The sequence below is a fragment of the Pseudomonas sp. TH39(2020) genome, from assembly GCF_016650715.1.
In the GTDB taxonomy this organism is placed as follows: Bacteria; Pseudomonadota; Gammaproteobacteria; order Pseudomonadales; family Pseudomonadaceae; genus Aquipseudomonas; species Aquipseudomonas mandelii_C.
Genome location: NZ_JAEKFF010000002.1, coordinates 140,191 through 158,958, shown reverse-complemented (window position 1 = coordinate 158,958; position 18,768 = coordinate 140,191). Strand labels below are relative to the sequence as shown.

Below are 18,768 nucleotides of genomic sequence, written 5' to 3'. Positions count from 1 at the left end.
CGCACAACCCTGTTTTAGTCTTTAGGAATCAACCGTGGCACGTCCGCAGCCCCACCCAGATCCAGTCTTGCTCTGCTTCTTCGAATTCGAGCTCGACGAGTCCAACGCCTGCTTGTTGCGTAATGGGGAAACCGTTGCAGTGGCACCAACGCCTTTCACGTTGTTATGCGTGCTGGCACGCCAGCCAGGGTCGCTGGTGACCAAGGATGCCTTGCTTGATGCCGTGTGGGGGCATCGGTTCGTCAGCGATTCGGTCCTGAAAACGGCCATCAGCGATCTGCGCAAGGTGCTGGGCGACGACCCCAGGCATCCTCGTTTCATTGAGACGGTGTCGCGGCGCGGCTATCGCTTCATCGCCCCACCCTCCTCCGCACTTTTGCCGCCGCCTGCATCCGCGACGGTTACAGCGGCCGGCACACCTTCGTCACCGTCATTCATCGGTCGCACTGACGAGGTCGCGAGGTTGCAAAGGGCCTGGGAGCGGGCGAATGGCGGCCAGCGCGCCTTGGTTTGGCTCGCCGGCGAGCCGGGGATCGGCAAGACCACGTTGATCGAACATTTCCTCACTGGCCTTGGCGACATCGCCTGCGCACGCGGCCATTGCGTGGAGCACTACGGCGCCGGCGAGCCGTATCTACCGGTGCTGGAGGCCTTAGCCGATCTGTGCCGCAACGACCCTACCCTGCCGGCCCTGATGCGCGCCGTGGCACCGACCTGGCTGCTGCAACTCCCGTGGCTGAGTACCACGCAGGAGAAAGACGCATTGAGGCGCGAGCTTGCCGGTGTCGGCCCGGACCGCATGCTCCGGGAAATGGGCGAATTGCTGGACCGCTACACGGAGCAGCGCCCGCTGATGCTGGTGACCGAAGACCTGCACTGGAGCGATCGGGCGACGGTCCAGCTCATCAACTATGTGGCACGGCGACGTGGCCGTACGCGGCTGATGTGGCTGTCGAGCTTCCGCCTCGCCGAGGTGGTTGCGCTCGATCATCCCCTCAGCTCCTTGCGCCACGAACTGCGCCTGCAACGTCTGTGCGAGGAAGTGGTGCTCGACCCGTTCTCGGAAACCGAGGTCGCTGCCTATATTGCGTTGCGTTCGACCTCGCTGGCACGCGATGAAACCTTCGTGCGCGCCCTGCACGAGCGCACTGACGGTGTGCCGTTGTTCGTGTCGTCAATCACCAGTGAAGTGATGGACCCAAAGGACGACAAAGCCACCATCGAAGCAAGGCTTGCGGATCTGGCGGTTCCCGAAAACCTCGCAGCCATCATTGATCACTACATCGCCAGGCTGGGTCCGGAGCAACGTACCCTCCTCTCGGCCGCAGCGGTATGCGGAGTTGAATTCCGAATCGAGACGGTTTCACTGGCCCTCGAGCGAGACCTCGCTTCGGTGGCCCACGCCTGTGAAGACCTGATACGCGAGCAGGTATGGCTCATACGATCGCGGGCCACAGAAGTTGAGGAGACGCTAGAGCCACCCCACTCCTTCCGACATGCTCTCTTCCGCCAAGTGCTGTACGACCGCACGCCGCGCTCATTGCGCACCCAACTCCATCGCCAGGTCGGCGCTGCCCTCGAACGCGAGCGCACGACCGGCGTGCCGGTTGCTGCCTCGGAGCTGGCAATGCACTTCGACCGGGCTCGGCAGCCGATGATTGCGCTGCGTTATTACGCCGAGGCCGCGGAAGCCGCACTACTGCACTTCAGCCCGGACTTGTGCATCGGCCTCACTGAGCGTGCCTTGGTCCTGTTGATGCAGGCTCCCGAAGGGACGGAGCGCAATGCGCTCGAAATCACCCTGGCCACGCTGCAAGGAGTTTCGGCTTTCCACATGTTCGGTGTCGGCAGCGAAGCAAAAAGCGCCTTCGAACGTGCATACAGGCTGTTGGCGGATGTCCCCGAACACCCCATGCGCGGTCGTCTGCTGCACGGGTTCGGCTATCTGCTTGGTCTGCGCGGCGACTATGCGTTGGCGCTCGAAGTGGCTGAGCGTGCCGAAGCCCTCTCCTGCGAGGCAAATGATCAAGAGCTCATGCTGGCGGCGTGCATCGTCCAGGGCGAGGTGCATCACCTCCAGGGACGCACGAAAACGACTCGCCGCTGGCTGGAACGCGCCCTCGCGATCGCCGAACCGCTGGACATCGGGACGAACGAGGTTTTTGCGGCTGATCCTCAGGTCATGCTGCACGGCATGCTGGCTATAGAACTCGTGCGTTCTGGTCTGGTTGAGCAAGCCCGAGTCCACAGGCAGCAGGCGCGGGTACGCGCGCAGGCGTTGCGCCAACCCATGACCTGGCTGGTCGCCGCCTGGCAGGAGGTGTTGATCGAGGTGCGGATGGGAAACCACGTGCGTGTAGCCGCGCTGGCTGACGACATGCAGAAGTTGGTCGATGAGTATTCGCTCGCACTGGGGCGAACGGCTTGTCGCTGGTGGCGTGGCTGGGCCGACGCGCGCAACGGTGCACCGCGCGACGGCTACCGTCGCATCCGCGAGGCCTATGAAGAACACACCGGGCTTGGAATGCGCTCCGGTGCCAGCGAGGTGCTCGGCTACGCCACCGAAGCGCTGCTGCTCGCAGGTGATTGCAACGCAGCGCAAGTCGAGCTGCAGGAAGCATTTCGGGTGGGCGCGGAACTGGGCGAGCGCGTCTACCTGCCGCAGCTATTGCTGCTGGAGGCAGCGATCTCGCGAGCACAGGGTCAGCCCGACGCCGGCATCGCTGCGGTGCGGCGCGCGGTTGAAGAGGCTCGCGCCCAGGAAGCACCGTGGCTGGAGCTGCAAGCGCTGGTCGAACTGTGCGAGCACCCTGACGCTACGGCCGAGGACCAACAGGCATTGGCCACGCTGGTTGACCAGTCGCCGGAAACTGACGGAACCGAGCTGGCGAAACGTGCGCGCTCGCTGATTCTCGCTGCCAAGCCGGCGTGAAGCGGCGCGATTTCTCTGCGGTAAGGATTACTGTCCCGACCGAAGTCTGACCTTTCGCTTACGACTCGCCCCAGGGGGACGCTTACGCTGTCGTCGAACTCTCTTGCCCCCTGGTCCGCGATGATCCTGAACCCTGAATCCAAATACCCGAGCCGCCGCTCGTACGTAGTGAAGCTGCGTAGCGACGCCGCGCCGGGGGCCCTGATGGGCCGCCTCGAAAACCTGGTCACCGGACGACAACGCGAGTTTTCCTCCGCCGAAGAACTGCTGGAGTCGATTGCCTCGGACCTCGCGCTGGCAGCCGGCGGGCACATGGCCGATGCCGGCGACGAGTGACGCCTCCACCACGAACGAGCGCTCGATATGGCGACCGAACGGCGACCCTTCGCTGACGACTTCGCGCACACCGAGCCCTACGCTGATGCCACCTCGAATCTTCACGAGTCCAATCCGATGTCGCGACTTCCAACTTCCCATCTGTTGACCCGCAACGGGCAGACGCCCCTGCAATATGCCGAACGCGTGGTCAGCGTCGTCATGGGGGCAGCGCTCGCCGCGTCTGTTGCCCTGGTCTTGAACGGTTGCTCCACGGAGGTGCTCACGCCGTCGGTAGAACTGCCGAGCAACTTCTCCACGAGCACGGCCTCCGAAATGGAACCCGAGGCGGCATGGTGGGAGGTCTACCACGACCCCGTGCTGACGGATCTGGTGCGCCGGGCAGCGCGCGAGAATCGCGACGTCAAGATTGCCGCCGAGCGCCTGCGCGCCGCGCGTGCCGGCGAAACGGTCAGCCGTTCATGGCTGTTCCCGAGTGTCGGCGCATCCGCCTCCGGCAGTGATCGCAGCAGCGGCTACAGCTCGGCCACGAAACAGGGTTATCCGGATACCAAGACCACCAGTGCGGGCCTGGACGTCTCGTGGGAGCTCGACCTGAGCGGCCGCCTGCGCGCCGGCGCAGCGGCGGCCGACGCCGATGCGCTGGCCGCGGAGCACAGCATGCGCGGCGTACGCCTGCTGGTGATGAGCGACGTCGTCAGCAACTACTTCACACTGGTCGGCGCGCAACGCCAGGTCGCGACGCTGCGCGCCATCTCAGCGATGCAGGACGAGACACTGCGTCTGGTTTCCGCTCGCCAGCAGGTGGGGCTGGCATCCGCCTTCGACGTCGAACGTGCGCAGACCGACGCCTTGTCGGCGCGGGCGCAGATTCCGCCGCTGGAAACGCAGGTGGCTGTGTCGCGCCATCGTATCGCGGTGCTGATTGCCGACCAGTCCTTCAATACCGCGAACATCCAGACTTCGATTAGCGATGTGACAGTGGTGCCCGAGGCCAAGCCGGGCCAGCCCGCCGAGCTGCTGCAACGCCGACCTGACGTGCTGGCGATGATGGCGCAGCTCGATGCAGCCAATGCACGCCGCCAGCAAGCGAAAGCTGAGTGGTTCCCGCAACTCTTCCTCGGCGCGTCCTTCGGCCGCCAGGGCCTCAACCTGAACGGTGCCGATCTCGGCGCTGCGCGCTTCACCAACGTCGCAGGCCTGCTGGCTATGCCGCTCTTCAATGCCGGGCGCACGCAAGCGATCAACGAAGCGGCCGAAAGTGCTCAACAAGAGGCGCTGCTACGCGCCGAGGACGGGATCGTACGGGCGCTCGAGGATGTGGAAAACGCCCTTGTCACGCTTGCGCAGGAACGCCGCCGCTCGGGGTCGCTGCAATTGGCCGCCGCTTCCGCAGAGTTGGCTCAAAGTCGCGCCCAGTCGCTCTATAACCGCGGGCAGATTGACCTGTTGCCTCTGCTGGATTCGCAGCGGGCGCGCCTGGCGGCACGCCTGAATTCCAACGAAAGCAACACCCGCTTGCTGCTCGATAGCGTGCAGCTCTACAAGGCACTGGGCGGGGGCTGGCAGGTGTTCGAACAACCCTCCAACCCAACCGCATCCGCCAAAGCCGACCGGCCACCACTTTCCTAAGAATCTCTCGTTTTCCAAAGAGGAACCGTCTTGAAGAATTCCCTTACTGCGGCCGGCGCCTTGGCCGTTGCCGTCATGCTGTCCGCGTGTAGCCCCGACCAGCCCACCGTGCAGGCACCACGACCGGTGCGCACCGCTGCAATCAGCTACGACAATGCCCGCGACATCAGTCGCTATGTGGGCACCGTACAGTCGCGCCATGAAGTCGAGCAGGCCTTCCGCGTGGGCGGCAAGATAGCCCAGCGCAAGGTCGATGTAGGCCAGTTTGTGCGTGAAGGCGACATCCTGGCTGTGCTGGATGACAGTGACTACCGCCTCGCTGAGGAAGCATCGCGACAACAGTGGTCGGTTGCCGTCGAGCAGACGCGCCAAGCCGACTCGGACCACCAGCGCCTGACCGCGCTGAAGGCTGACGGCTCGGTCAGTGCGGCCGACGCCGAGCGCGCGCATACCAATGCCCAAACCGCGCATGCGACCGCCGAGGCCGAGGCGCGAAAGCTCGAACTCGCACGCAACCGTCTCAAGTACACCGTGTTGCGCGCCTCGCGTAGCGGCGTCGTCACGGCTGTGCGCTTTGAGGCCGGGCAGGTCGTGCCCGAGGGTCAACCGGTTGTCTCGATCGCGAATCCGGATGAATCCGAGATCGTCATCGACGTGCCCGAGGATCAACTGGCCGTCTTCAAGGACGCGCGTTTCAAGGCGTCGCTGGCCAGTGCGCCGAGCGAGGTCTTCGATGTCACGCTGCGCGAGCTATCGCCGCAGGCTGCAGCGCAGACGCGCACCTATCGCGCGCGGCTCAAGCCGATCCAGGCATTGCCGCTGGGCGCCACCGCCACGGTGATGGCCGAGCGAGTCATGACAAGTGTCTCTGTGGCGGCAGTGCCAGCCACTGCATTGACGCAGAGCGGCGGTCAGCCGGCGCTGTGGGTGGTCACGCCCACGGGCAAGGATCCGGTAGGTATCGTCGATCTGGAGCCTGTGGCGGTGTGGGGCTATCGCAACGACGAGGTGCTCGTCTCCGGGCCGCAGGCTGGCGTATTGGTCGTCACCGCCGGCGTCCAGAAGATGACGTCCGGACTGAAGGTCGCGCTCCCCGGTGCGGCGATCGTTGACGCCAATATCACGCAGCAGGCCGCCCGATGAACAACTTCAACCTCACCGACTGGGCGCTGCGCCATCGCGCCATCGTTCTGTTCATGCTCCTCATTGTCGCGGTGGCTGGCGCCTTCAGCTTCACCCGGCTCGGCCAGCTCGAGGATCCGAACTTTTCCGTGCCATCCATGACCGCCATGGTCATCTGGCCGGGCGCCACTGCCCAGCAGTTGCAGGACCAGGTCCTCAACCGCATGGAGAAGAAATTCGAGCAGATCGACAACTTCGAGAAGGTGGTCACCTACGCGCGGCAAGGCTATGCAGGCATGACGCTCACCGTGCGCGGCGGCACTTCCAAGGCTGACCAGCGCGAAGCCTGGTACCAGGCGCGCAAGAAACTCAACGACCTGAGCCTCGAGATGCCTGACGGCGTGATCGGCCCGATCCTGAACGACGAGTACGGCGACGTGTATGGCCTGATGTACGCCATCAAGGGCGACGGCGTCGGTCACGCCGACCTGTCGCACGCGGCCGAGGACATCAAGCGCCAGATGCTGAAGGTGCCGATGGTCAAGAAGATCGATCTCATCGGCAAGCAGGCCGAGCGTGTCTACGTCGAGTTCTCGCACGAGCGCCTGGCCGCGCTGGGCATCACACCACTGGCCATTGCCGAAAGCCTCAAGAGCCAGAACGCCATGGTGCCCGCAGGCCAGATCGACACCCGCGGCGACCGCGTCATGGTGCGCGTGAGCGGCCAGTTCGCCAGCGAAGCGGCTATCCGCAACGTGCCCATCGCCGCGGGCGGCCGGCAGATCAAACTCGGCGACATTGCGACCGTTACACGGGGCTTCGAGGATCCGCCCACCTACACGGTCCGCCACAACGGCGAGCCCGTGCTGATGCTCGGCATCACGATGACCAGCGACGGCAACATCGTGGACCTTGGCAAGGCGATGGACACGGCCGTCGCCAAGATCCAGTCGGAGCTCCCACATGGCGTGGAACTTGAACTCGTGGCCGACCAGCCCACCACGGTGAGGGATGCAATCCTGGACTTCGGGCGCGCACTGGCCGAGGCGTTGATCATCGTGATCGCGGTGAGCCTGGCCAGCCTGGGCTGGCGGGCAGGCCTCGTGGTCGCGGCCACGGTGCCGCTGGTGCTGGGCGGCGTGGCGCTGGTGATGTTGGCGATGGGCTGGAACCTCGAACGAATCTCGCTCGGCTCACTGATCATCGCGTTGGGACTGCTGGTGGATGACGCCATCATCGCCATCGAGATGATGGTGGCGAAAATGGAAACCGGCATGGACCGCGTGAAGGCGGCCGCCTTCTCCTATCAGTCCACCGCCATGCCGCGCCTGACCGGCGCACTCATCACGGTCGTGGGCTTCCTGCCGATCGGCCTCTCAAAGTCCACCACCGGCGAGTACGCGGGTGGCATTTTCTGGATCGTCGGCGCCGCAGTGCTGTTCTCGTGGATCTGTTCCGGCATCTTCACGCCGTACCTGGCGGTCAAGATGCTGCCCAACGACTTGGGCACGCACCAGCACGCTGATCCGCACGACACCAAGTTCTACCGCAGCCTCCGCCGCCTGATAGACGCCGCCATCGAGCGCCGCTGGGTGGTCATCGGTGCGACGGTTGGCGCTCTGGCGCTTGCTCTGGCCTGTATCAAGCTGGTGCCGCAGCAATTCTTCCCCAACAGTTCGCGCCCTGAACTGGTCATTGACCTGCGCGTCAAGGAAGGCTCCTCGTTCGCCGCGACGACCGAGCAGGTCAAGCACATGGAGGAGATCCTGGCGAAGGACGAGGACGTGCGTTTCTATACCGCCTACACCGGCGCCGGCGCACCGCGTTTCTATCTCTCGCTCAACCCCGAGCTGCCCAATCCGGGATTTGCACAGTTCGTTGTCATGACCAAGGACCTGGAAGCACGCGAGCGGGTACGTGCGCGGCTGGTGGCCTCGGCTGACCAACAATTCCCGCAGGCGTGGGTGCGCGTGACCCGGCTCGAGTTGGGGCCACCTGTCGGCTACCCGGTGCAGTTCCGCGTCGTCGGGCCTGATACCCAGAAGGTGCGCCAGATCGCTCGCGAGGTGGAGAACGTGATTGCGTCCAACCCGAAGGTGCGCGACCTCCAGCTCGACTGGAACGACCCGGTGCGCACGTTAAAGGTGGAACTTGATCAGGACAAGGCGAGCGCGCTTGGCCTCACGCCGGCCGACGTGTCGCTGGCGACCCAGACTGTGATGAACGGCGCAACCTTGTCGCAGCTGCGTGAGCACGAGGACCTGATCGACATCGTCGCCCGTGCCGTGCCCGCTGAGCGCCTGAGCCTCGACACACTGAAAGACATCAACCTCTACACGCGCCAGGGCACGGTGGTGCCGCTGTCGCAAGTCGCCCAAGTGCGCTCTGAACTGGAAGAGCCAGTGCTTTGGCGCCGCAACCGCGATATGGCAATCACGGTGCGTGCCGACGTGAAGGATGGCGAACAAGGTGTATCGGTGACTCAGGAGATCCAGCCGTTGCTCAAGGACATCGAAGCGAAGCTGCCATCGGGCTACCGCATCGACACGGGTGGAGCCGTTGAGGAAAGTGACAAGGCCAACAAGGCGCTGATCGCGGTGGCCCCGCTGATGCTGATCACCATCCTGCTGCTGCTCATGCTGCAACTGCAGAACTTCTCCCGCATGTGGATGGTCGTGCTGACCGCACCGCTGGGGCTGATCGGTGTGGTGCCGGCGCTGCTGGTGTTCCAGTCGCCGCTGGGCTTCGTTGCGATCCTGGGCATCATCGCTCTGGGTGGCATGATCATGCGCAACGCAGTGATCCTGATCGATCAAGTGCAGATCGAAATCGCCGAAGGGCGCGACCCGTGGAATGCTGTGCTGGACGCGGCCATTCACCGGGCCCGTCCGGTGATGCTGACGGCGCTGGCCACCGTGCTTGCAATGATCCCGCTGACGCGCAGTGTGTTCTGGGGGCCAATGGCGATCGCGATCATGGGCGGTCTCACCGTGGCGACACTGCTGACGATTTTCTTCGTCCCTGCGTTGTACGCCGCATGGTTCAAGGTGGGTCGGCAGACGGCCACTGACACCCAACAACTACGGGATGACGCCACGCTCGTTTCTGACTGATGAATGCCGGTGCACTGTGCCCCCGACCTCATTGCTGTTAGAGAAGCTTATTCAGCGCCGTTTCTGAAACAACCGAGGTCAGCCGTGAGGTCCTGCGAAGGTTACTTTTCTTTCGCACCTCGCGGCTCACAGGAAAGGCTGATGGCCATAAATAACTGCTGACGACAGAGTGCTATCGGCCAGGAGCGGACAGTCACTTTGATTCGCCTCCAGCGATGGACAGTCCCTCGGCTACCTCAGTTTGAACGCTGGTTTATCGCCGGATTGGCGCACTTCTACATCAACAATATAGCTTCATGAAATCCATCGAATTCTGAGCGTGTCGGGCTTAACATGGATGTCAGTTCAACAGGAAGGCTGCAATGGATCTGAAGTTCAGTCACGTAGATGTACTGGTCAATAATCTCGACGAAGCCTGTGCTTACTACGCACAGATACTTAATGCCAGGATCTCCAAAACGCTCGTCTGGGAACGAGGTGGTCTGCACGTGCGCTACGCGATTGCGCTGATCGGTCAAGAGCGCTTCATGTTGGTACAGCCATTGGCGGGGAACCTGAGGGAGCTATTAGACTCCTCGGGAGAAGGGATGATTTATCGCCACTGCTATTCGACGCCGGACATCGAGAAGGCCTACGACGAACTGATGGACACCGGTGTTCAGCCAGAAGACGAAAACGGAAAGCCATTGGCCCGCGCGAACCTGCAATCCCCGTCCGGGACACGCATTATCTGGTTGCCCAAGCGCTTCGGGCACTTCTCTATCGAAATCCTGGAAGACAAGGCGTTAGAGGCATTTGTAGAAGCTGCATTTTCCTGAGTGATGCGGCGATGAACGTCTGCTTGCGGCCATTTATTGCCTGGCGCCACCGACCGCTATGGGTCGACAGTGGCCTGTTCTTGGAAGCTCCGTTCGATGTGACAGGCCCGACATATGCTTTGGCGAAGCTGTGCGTTGCCAGGACGGTTCAAAGTCTTGGCGCGAGCTAAGTGAAATTGCTGTTACATCGACTTGACCGATATCACTTCCACATACCTGAACTTTTTCCTCGCAGCCTTGGTAGCCTGTTGCTCTGCCAGGAGGGTGCTCAGCGTATCGGCGTCATGGATTATCTCGTAAGTTTCACCTTCGAATTCATTTCCTACCCGGAGGGTGACCCTTAGCCTCGGCGTGAAGGCTTTCGAACCCCCCTTTTTTGTCGCAGCCTTTGCTGGCGGCACGGTCATGCCGGCCGGATGGACTTCTTGCACACCGGGCATGTTAACCGGCGTAGGTACCTCTGCGTAACCGAACAGCGCTCGGCGCATCTCTTCTTCCGTCAATTCTTTAATCATGCTCTGTCCCAGAGGGGCGCTTTGTGAAATCTGCCCAATTCTATCAGCATGGCTGGTGCTCCCAGTATCCGGGCGCTGGATGGGCTCAGAGCAACCTTGGCTCGCAAGGCCGAAGACTGGTCGATTAGCATCTGTCACACCTGCGAGTCGCTTGCCTTGGAACACATGACGCGACCAAGGCATTCTTCGACAAGGGTTTGGAACCGAGCTATTCACAGAAGCAGAATTAAAGATATTCATCGCTAAAGGATGAACAGACCCTGGCCCTGCCAGTTTTTTTCGCCTCGTAAAGTTGCTTGTCTGCTGCTTCTATCAACGCCTGGAATTCATGGTTGTCAGTGGGCGTCAATGTTGCAACGCCTAGAGAAAGAGTCACCACACGAGCTACATCGGAAGCAGAATGCTCGATACCCAGCGCCCGGATATTCCGTTGCATTTTTTCTGCAAGTTCGACTGCTCCGCAAAGACCTGTATTGGGCAGAACGCAGGCAAACTCTTCGCCACCATACCGAGCGACCAGGTCATAGGGCCGTCTAACCGTTTCAGATAACGCCTGAGCAACGGATTTCAGACAGCCATCACCAGCCAGATGCCCGTATCGGTCGTTGTAGCGCTTGAAATAGTCGACATCCACTAAAATGAGCGACAGCGGCTTTTGCTCTCGAAAGCACTGGCGCCAATCCGCCAATATGTCCTCATCGAATTTGCGTCGATTGGCCACTCCCGTAAGGCCATCCATCAACGCCATGGAGCGCAGCAGATCGTTCTGTAGCTTCAGGGTCAGATGTGTTCGCACACGTGCTCTGACAATGGTGGGATTGATCGGTTTACTGATGAAGTCCACCGCGCCTAGCTCCAGACCTAGCACCTCATCTGATTCCTGCTGCTGTGCGGTAATGAAGATGATAGGGATGCCTTGAGTCGCGGGATCAGCCTTGAGCCGACGGCATACTTCATGCCCGTCCATGCCCTCCATGACCACGTCCAGCAGAATCAGATCGGGTAGCAGGGTCCGACATAGGGTGATCGCCTGCTCACCGCGTGTAGCCATGAACACATCACAGTCCTCGCGGAACAGCTCATGGAGTACCCGGATATTAGTCGGTTGGTCGTCGACGATGAGGAGTCTTGGACGGTTATGGGAATGCGGCAACCAGGTTTCCATCGATTGTTCCATCAGGCAGATCTCAAAAGGTCACGACCAACCGGCATCGCAGCGGAAAAGTCGAGCGACTGCACCAGGACAACCAGTTCGTCGAACTGTGGGCGCAGGGATGGCGGCGTTTTTGACGCCAATGCGTCTGCCAGCTCTATGGCTTGAAGGTTACCCGCCTCCAGCAATAGCAAAATCTCTTTAAGGGACTCTTTCCATTGCGTCGGCTCCATTGCTTCCTTGCCTGCACTGATCTTTGCTCGTGGGCTCTGACCAAAGTCGACATTCATCTGCTCAAGGCTTTGTTGCAGTAGCCTGCTCAATTCGTCAAACCATGTTGCGTCAGCAAAGATGCTCGCTACAGACTCTGCATCTGCGGATTTCAGCTTTTGCTCCAGGTCGCCAGCCAGCAGCGACATCGCCTTGGCACCCATGGTCCCGCTACTGCCTTTAATTGTATGAAGCACGAAAGTTGCCCCCGATGCGTCTTGCCGCTGGATCTGATCGTGCAACCGGACAAGCTGTTTTTCTAGCTCGGGACCAAAGTTACGCAGCACGTTGCGGATCAAATCGAGGTCACCACCAAAGCGGCTAATGATCGATTCACGAGGCTCGATGACGCCTTCTCCTGTATTGGCTTGGCCCAGGGCTGGAGATGCCTGGCGATCCTCACGGCCCGCTTGAAAAAGCAATGTTGCGACGAGTTGTTCCAGATCTATGGGCTTGCCGACATGCTCATTCATCCCCGCAGCAAGACAGGCCTCACGGTCGGTATTGGAGGCATTTGCGGTCATCGCCACTATTGGCAGCGCTGCAAAACGTGGATCCGATCGAATGCGACGGGTCGCCTCCAAGCCATCAATATCCGGCATCTGGATATCCATCAACACCGCGTCGAAGGGCACCATCTCAGCCATCACCCTGCTCACACCTTCCAGACCGCCTTCAGCCAACGTCACTTGAGCACCTTCTCCTGTCAGTAACTCATCGGCAACCTGCCGATTAAGCATGTTGTCTTCCACGACCAATAGCCGCAGCCCGGCCAGGCGCTGCGGCCTGTCAACAGTTGACTTGGACGGGAGTGACTGCGCAAGGTCCTTGCCGTTGAGTGCTCGCTGAACAGCGTCGGCTAACTGCTTAGGCGTGACAGGCTTGGTGAGAAACCCCACGAAGGGAGCGTCTCCCATCTCGTTTGCGTCGGCCAGCACTTCACGGCCGTAAGCGGTAATCATAATAACCATTGGAGGAGGTACGCCGTTGCCCTGCTGACGGATCAATTGCGCAGCACTCAGCCCATCCATATCGGACATCCGCCAGTCCATCAGTACCACGTCGTAGGTTTCGCCTCTCGCCTGGGCGTTCTTCACCCATTCCACTGCTTTCGTGCCGCCACTCACGTGGTCGGCCTTCCACCCCAATGCATGAACCGTTCGCAACAGCAATTCACCCGCCATGGCGTTGTCGTCGACGATCAGTATCCGTATGAACGCATCGACTCCAAAGCTGTCAGATTTCAGCAGCGAATTCGGCGCTACATCCAGCGTGATATCGAACCAGAAGCGACTTCCCACACCCTGCTGGCTCTCCACCTGAAGTTCACCGCCCATCAAGCTGACCAACCGCTTACAGATCACCAAGCCCAGACCGGTACCGCCAAAGCGGCGGGTGGTTGAAGCCTCGGCCTGAGTGAATCCTTCAAAAATGCGTTGAAGTTGCTCCGGGCTGATACCGATACCGGTATCAGCAACGGCGATGCGCAAGCTCACAGTGTTCTCCGTGCGCATCAGTTGCTCGACGCTGACCACGATCTGGCCTTCCATGGTGAACTTGAGGGCATTACCCGCCAGGTTGATCAGCACCTGTTGCAGCCGCAGGCTATCGCCGATCAGGTCGTTGGGTAGATTGGAGTCCAGGTCGAACATGACCTCGACCTCTTTCTGGCCCTGATTACCTGCCAGCACAACGGAGAGATCACGCATGAGCGGTTCGAGTTCGAACGGGTGCACATCCAGCTGTAGCTTGCCGGCCTCAATTTTGGAGTAATCAAGGATGTCATTGAGCAACCCCAGCAGTGATTTCGCAGCGGTCTGCGCTTTGGTCACATAGTCGAGTTGACGACCATTCAGGTCAGTGTTCTGCACCAACTGCAACATGCCCAGCACGGCGTTCATCGGCGTGCGTATTTCGTGGCTCATGTTGGCCAGGAACGACGATTTTGCCGCACTCGCGGTATCGGCCTGTTCCTTGGCGTACAGTAGATGTGATTCCAGCTCGCGCTGGGCAGTGATGTCCCGATTGATACCCGTCACGCGCAGGGGCGTACCGTTGGGACTGCGTTCGACCTGCGCGCCTGCCTGTATGAAGCGGATCTGGCCGCCTGGGTGAACGACACGGAAAACTGTGTCGTACACACCATTCCCCTCAACGGCGGCATTCAGCTTTGCAGCCGCCGCCACAGCATCCTCACGGTGAATGCGAGAGTACCAGTGCTTATAACTCAGACCAGTATTGCGCAACGTCAGTGGCTGACCGTAGAACTCGAACATGCGGTCATTCCACTGCAAGTTATTGTCCGCCAACGTCCATGACCAGATGCCCAGTTCGGCTACCTCAGCAGCCATCACTAACTGATCGTGCACCGCCATCAGTTCACTACGTTGATTCTGCGTCGTCTCCAGGCTCGCAGCCAGCTCCTTTTCTGCCGCTTTCCGTTCGGTGATGTCTACCGCGATGCCCAGGTAGCCGCTCAATTTCCCATCGTCATCGCGCATGGAGGTGACCACCAGCGTGACAGGAAACCGCGAGCCGTCCTTACGTATGTAAGTCCACTCACGTGTTTCTGCGCCTTCAAGTTCAGGTTTATGGGTAAACACATGGAAACCGTCGATCGTCTGAGCGTACTCCTCGCTCAGTTCTGCGCCACGAGCAGTGACTTCCTCGGGCACATGGATCAGCGCTGGAGTGTTTATTCCCAGTAACTCATCGGCGTCATAACCCAACAAATGCTCGGCACCTTTGTTGAACACACGGATAACGCCATCTAGATCCGTCGCAATGATCGAAACCTCGGTGGCCGAGCGCAGCACCGTGCCCAACAGCAGATTGAGATGCCGCAACTCAGAAGTTCGCTGCGCAACCTGCTGCTCCAGGCCGGAGTTGAGTTCGAGAATTCGGGCTTCCGCAGCTTTTTTCGCTGAGATATCCCTTAATGTCTTGGAAGCTCCAACGACGCGACCACCCTCGCCATAAATGGGTGAGACAGTGGCAGAGACATCAATCAGCCGACCGTCCTTGCAATGGCGTTGGGTATCAAAGCTGGAGATACGCTCCCCCGCCCTGATACGCACAAGGATCCCGGCCTCCTCAGCGACAAGCGCCTCAGGAACAACCAGGTGGGCCAGTGTCTGGCCCACTGCCTCTTCGGCCGTATAGCCAAACAGGTGCTCGGCCCCCTTGTTCCAGTTGGTAACTACGCCATCGAGTGTTTTTCCAATGATGCCATCGGCCGAGCTTTCGACGATGGCGGCCAGCCTTGCCTGCTCGGAGAATATCTGTCGCCGGCGTTGACGGCTGACACTCACGACACTAGCCAGAGTCGCCAGAAGAAGAGTGAGCAGACCACCCATCAACAGGACGACCTTTGGTGAAACCTGATGCAGGCGCTGGATGAACAACGGATGCGCGCCGAGTTCGATTTGCCATCGCCTTCCGTATACCTCGCGCTCCGACTGGTGGGTCATCAGCGTTTCACGGCTGGCCGAGTTGTCGGTGCTTTCATAAAACAGGTTCTCTTGCCCTGGGACAGTGATATCCCTCAACCGCAGATGCACCGTCTCATTTTCTATGCGCAGGCCCCTAAGTACCTGCTCTGTCTGCAACACGACATAGCTCCAGCCAAAAGCTGCTGTCTCTCGTTCAGCAGCGGTCGCCGGAGTCTCTCCGCCGCGAAAGATGGGCATCAACACCAAGAAAGATTGCTGCGGTTTTGCTGTGTTCTGTATCAAAGTGATGGGCCCGGTTATCCGTGCCACACCGCTCTGTATCGAGGATTGGGCAGCCTCTCGCCGCGCCGGCTCCGAAGCTATGTCCAAGCCAATTGCAGCCTGGTTACCCTCAACCGGTTCGACATACTGGACAACGTAACGCTCGCCTGAATGGGGTGAGAGTTGACGAATGGAGAAATCAGCTTTGCCGTCGGCCCGAGCGTATTTGAGAAACTCGCGTTCATCGCTCTCCGGTACTCGCCTGATAAAGCCCAAAGCACTTGCGCCGGGGAACTCGGCAGCGAGGTCGCGCGTTTGGTGATATTGGCCAAAAACTTCGCGACTGATGCCATGCTCACCCGCTGTCAGCACAGCTCCACGAGCGCCACGCAATCCGAATTGGTAAAGTTCGAGGCGAGTTAAAACCAATTCTGCGGCTTCCTCGGTAGCCGCGGCGATCGCGTCTTGAGCCTGCTGTTCGTTGATGCGTTCGAGGATCCAGCCACCCAGAATGCTTGCCCCTAACCCCACCACCAGAGTGATAGCTACTCCCCAGCTCAATGCAAAAAACTTATGTTTTCTCACCCGCATTGTCCCATTGCAGAAGACCTTCAAGCCTTCAATATTAAGTTCGAACCCTGTTGATAGCGTCAATAACTTAGTTCGTATGCATCACGTTAACCATGAACCCCGTGGATAAAGATGTGCATATTTGAGCCAAGGGAATAAGACGGATATATAGATAAACGACTTGTTACGCATTTCCTTTGAGCCTCGCAAATCCCTTTTTTAATAACAAAAAATCCTCGCCCAGCTTTTCGGTGGTGAGATGCCCTGTCTGTGTCCTCGAGTGCGCTCAGGCCAGGCCCGCCAATCGTTGAAGTCTTTCGAGGTCCGCTTCAGGCTCTCTATTATTCATAGCAGCCCCAAGGCGCATGACCACTTGTTCGCGGCGTACCTGCATGGGAGGCAACGCATAGATCGCGCCTATCAACTCACGTAGTGCTTGAGGGAGTCCCCAGGAGGCTTTCAACTTGATGGCAAAGGGGGCGGCGAAATCACGCAGGGCATGGGTGAGCACTTCTTCATCCACCCTATGGCCCTGGCCCTCCCACTTCTGGATTTGGTAAAGCACACAAAGCTCGCCTATCCGGTGCAGCAACGCAGCACTCTGTAGTGGCGTCGGATCTAGCTGGCATCGTCGAGCCAGGAAAACAACCTGCTCAGCCAGGCCCTCGGCATCATCCAGATAAGACTGCATGCAGGTCATCAGCAGCCCATTGGTTTGGGTATTGGCCTGTCGCAGGGCTTGGCTCAACGCCAGATTCACACTGGTAAGCTCACCCAATCGTTTAATAGCATCGATCAAACTGGTGCAGGGTTGGCCCACTCCGTGATAAGCCGCGCTGTTGGCTGCCCCAATCAGATGAGCGCACAGCGCCGGATCATGCTGCCAATCCTGGACCAATTCGCGAATATCCAGCTGCTCTCCCCCAAATCCACGCTGGAGATTTTCCTTCACCTGAGCGAGTAACGGCAGGTCCAGTTCATGGGTGGATAATCCGCTGAGATAGTTGATCAGGTTTTCATCAATATCAGCGGGCACCTGCACAAACGTATCGGCAGGAAGGAGCGCTTTGAGGCATTCAACGACACGCGACACTTGAAACGGCTTGGTAAAAAAAGCGCTGATCCTCAGCGATTTGACTGCCAAGACGCTTTCTCGATCGGAACGCCCGGTGATCATAATCAGCGGTATTTTCAGATCCTGTGCACGAATCGTTTGCAACAGGCTTACTCCGCTGGCATCCGGTAGATTCCAGTCGGCCATGACCATCTGGTAGGCACTCTGCTGCCAGGCATACAAGGCACTGGCAACATCGCCAAAGCAATCGACTTGCGCCAGCGGACGGATGCTCAAAACCAGCTGTTTCAGAAGGTCTGCTATCCAGGGATCGTCATCCAGAATCATCACGCGCATTCGGTCACCGCACTGGATTGATGCACCATTTCGCAAGGCTTTGCGGCCCGGGTTTGTTCGACGACGAAGTTGAGGTCGCTGACGTCAGGAAGTGCGGTTGTGAGCGAGGAATCGAGATTGAGTCACGGCGATATCCATTTCAATTTTGGTGTAAAAAGGTTCACAACGAATCTATTCCTCAGCGGCGAACTATACAAGCAAGCAAATAGCTCACAGGTAAATAGGCAGGCGGGGCTAATGCATGAATGCTGCGATAGCGCTATTGCTCGAGTGATTCCATTCTGCTGCTCACTGCTCCCGGCCCCCAAAATGAGCTGGACTCAAATGGTATTGGCTACCGGTCCGCACGACACTCAACCCATTTTTCCGAATGGTTTTATTTCAACTCCCTTGGGAATGATCTGACCTCTACTGAGGGGACCCGTGTCGAATGACCGCAAAATGTTAGTTGTGGTCAGGCGTGACAGGCAGAAATCGGCCAGAAGCTGCCATTCGCTGAAAGCAAGTTTCGACTGAATTTGCCTTTCATGCAGGCGGATGGAGACATCGACCAAGCACGCGGCCATATGAAGCCGCCGATTGCCATCCCCCACCAAAGATCCATAGTGCGCAGATGACCACGCTGCTTGCGCTTACTTGGCGAAGCCCTTCAACGTGTTGATGACGGTGGCGACATAGGTGAGGAAGAGCTTGATGCAGTCCCCAGCGCCGCTCATCAGCTGCTGGCAAGGCCAAGTTGCTGCTGCATTACGGAAGCCGCGTTGTAGCAATTAAAGGATATGACCTTGCCACTCTCCAGGTGAAAAACGTCACGGCATGGAACATCTATTGCCTTGCCCGTTGGAGCGACAGTCCCTGAGGCAAGTGTCAGCTCACCTTTATGCGTCCCCCGAATTGCGAGCTCGACGACTACGACATTCTCCGCAAGATAGATGTTGAATAGCTCGCGGTGAACATCAGGAAATGCACTTGCGAATGCGTCGATAGCGTCGCCAATAGCCTGCCCATGCAATTTCAATCCGGTAGGAATGTCGCACATATATCCTTCTTCGGAGAAGAAGGAGACAAACTTCGCGATGTCTTTTCCGCTTCCCTCCCCGGCGGCGTACAGTTTTCTGACGATTTCTTTATTGTTAAGCATCAACAATCCTCCGCGTAGTTGCTTACCGACTAACTTTGCGCC

At 59.3% G+C, this 18,768-nt stretch carries 11 protein-coding genes; 6 read left to right on the top strand and 5 right to left on the bottom strand.

Annotated elements, in window-relative coordinates; all coding sequences use genetic code 11:
• The first annotated feature begins 34 nt into the window (after positions 1-34).
• The 6 genes from JFU47_RS00750 (at position 35) to JFU47_RS00725 (ending at position 9,953) form a co-directional block, all read left to right on the top strand.
• Positions 35-2,932 (top strand): AAA family ATPase, encoded by a 2,898-nt coding sequence (locus JFU47_RS00750; RefSeq protein ID WP_201180207.1) that lies wholly within the window; start codon positions 35-37, stop codon positions 2,930-2,932.
• Between the two features lie 120 nt (positions 2,933-3,052).
• On the top strand, positions 3,053-3,268 hold the full coding sequence (locus tag JFU47_RS00745; protein ID WP_201180206.1) for a hypothetical protein: 216 nt from the start codon (positions 3,053-3,055) through the stop codon (positions 3,266-3,268).
• Positions 3,269-3,385: 117 nt separating this feature from the next.
• Positions 3,386-4,900, top strand: coding sequence for an efflux transporter outer membrane subunit (locus JFU47_RS00740; RefSeq protein ID WP_201180517.1), 1,515 nt, complete (start codon positions 3,386-3,388; stop codon positions 4,898-4,900).
• Positions 4,901-4,930: 30 nt separating this feature from the next.
• Entirely contained in the window at positions 4,931-6,043 is a 1,113-nt protein-coding gene (locus tag JFU47_RS00735; protein WP_201180205.1) for an efflux RND transporter periplasmic adaptor subunit, read from the top strand.
• Positions 6,040-9,135, top strand: a complete 3,096-nt coding sequence (locus tag JFU47_RS00730; protein WP_201180204.1) for an efflux RND transporter permease subunit — start codon at positions 6,040-6,042, stop codon at positions 9,133-9,135. The genes JFU47_RS00735 and JFU47_RS00730 overlap by 4 nt, the downstream gene beginning before the upstream one ends.
• Before the next feature lie 362 nt (positions 9,136-9,497).
• Positions 9,498-9,953 carry a VOC family protein gene (locus JFU47_RS00725; protein WP_201180203.1) on the top strand — a complete coding sequence of 152 codons (456 nt, stop codon included), beginning with the start codon at positions 9,498-9,500 and terminating at the stop codon, positions 9,951-9,953.
• Between the two features lie 182 nt (positions 9,954-10,135).
• Here JFU47_RS00725 and JFU47_RS00720 read toward each other — a convergent pair whose 3' ends face one another.
• The 5 genes from JFU47_RS00720 to JFU47_RS00700 form a co-directional block, all read right to left on the bottom strand.
• Entirely contained in the window at positions 10,136-10,468 is a 333-nt protein-coding gene (locus JFU47_RS00720; protein WP_140677973.1) for a hypothetical protein, read from the bottom strand.
• A 226-nt stretch (positions 10,469-10,694) separates the two neighbouring features.
• A complete protein-coding gene (locus JFU47_RS00715; protein ID WP_201180202.1) occupies positions 10,695-11,645 on the bottom strand; it encodes a diguanylate cyclase domain-containing protein in 951 nt (316 codons plus the stop codon).
• The gene (locus JFU47_RS00710; RefSeq protein WP_201180514.1) at positions 11,645-16,195 is read right to left on the bottom strand and encodes a PAS domain-containing hybrid sensor histidine kinase/response regulator; all 4,551 of its coding nucleotides are present in this window, start codon (positions 16,193-16,195) and stop codon (positions 11,645-11,647) included. Before JFU47_RS00710 ends, JFU47_RS00715 begins: the two co-directional genes overlap by 1 nt.
• Positions 16,196-16,460: 265 nt before the next feature.
• Entirely contained in the window at positions 16,461-17,585 is a 1,125-nt protein-coding gene (locus tag JFU47_RS00705) for an HDOD domain-containing protein (protein ID WP_201180201.1), read from the bottom strand.
• A 715-nt stretch (positions 17,586-18,300) separates the two neighbouring features.
• Positions 18,301-18,726: an ester cyclase gene (locus tag JFU47_RS00700; protein ID WP_201180200.1), complete on the bottom strand. Its 426-nt coding sequence runs from the start codon at positions 18,724-18,726 to the stop codon at positions 18,301-18,303.
• Positions 18,727-18,768 lie beyond the last annotated feature (42 nt).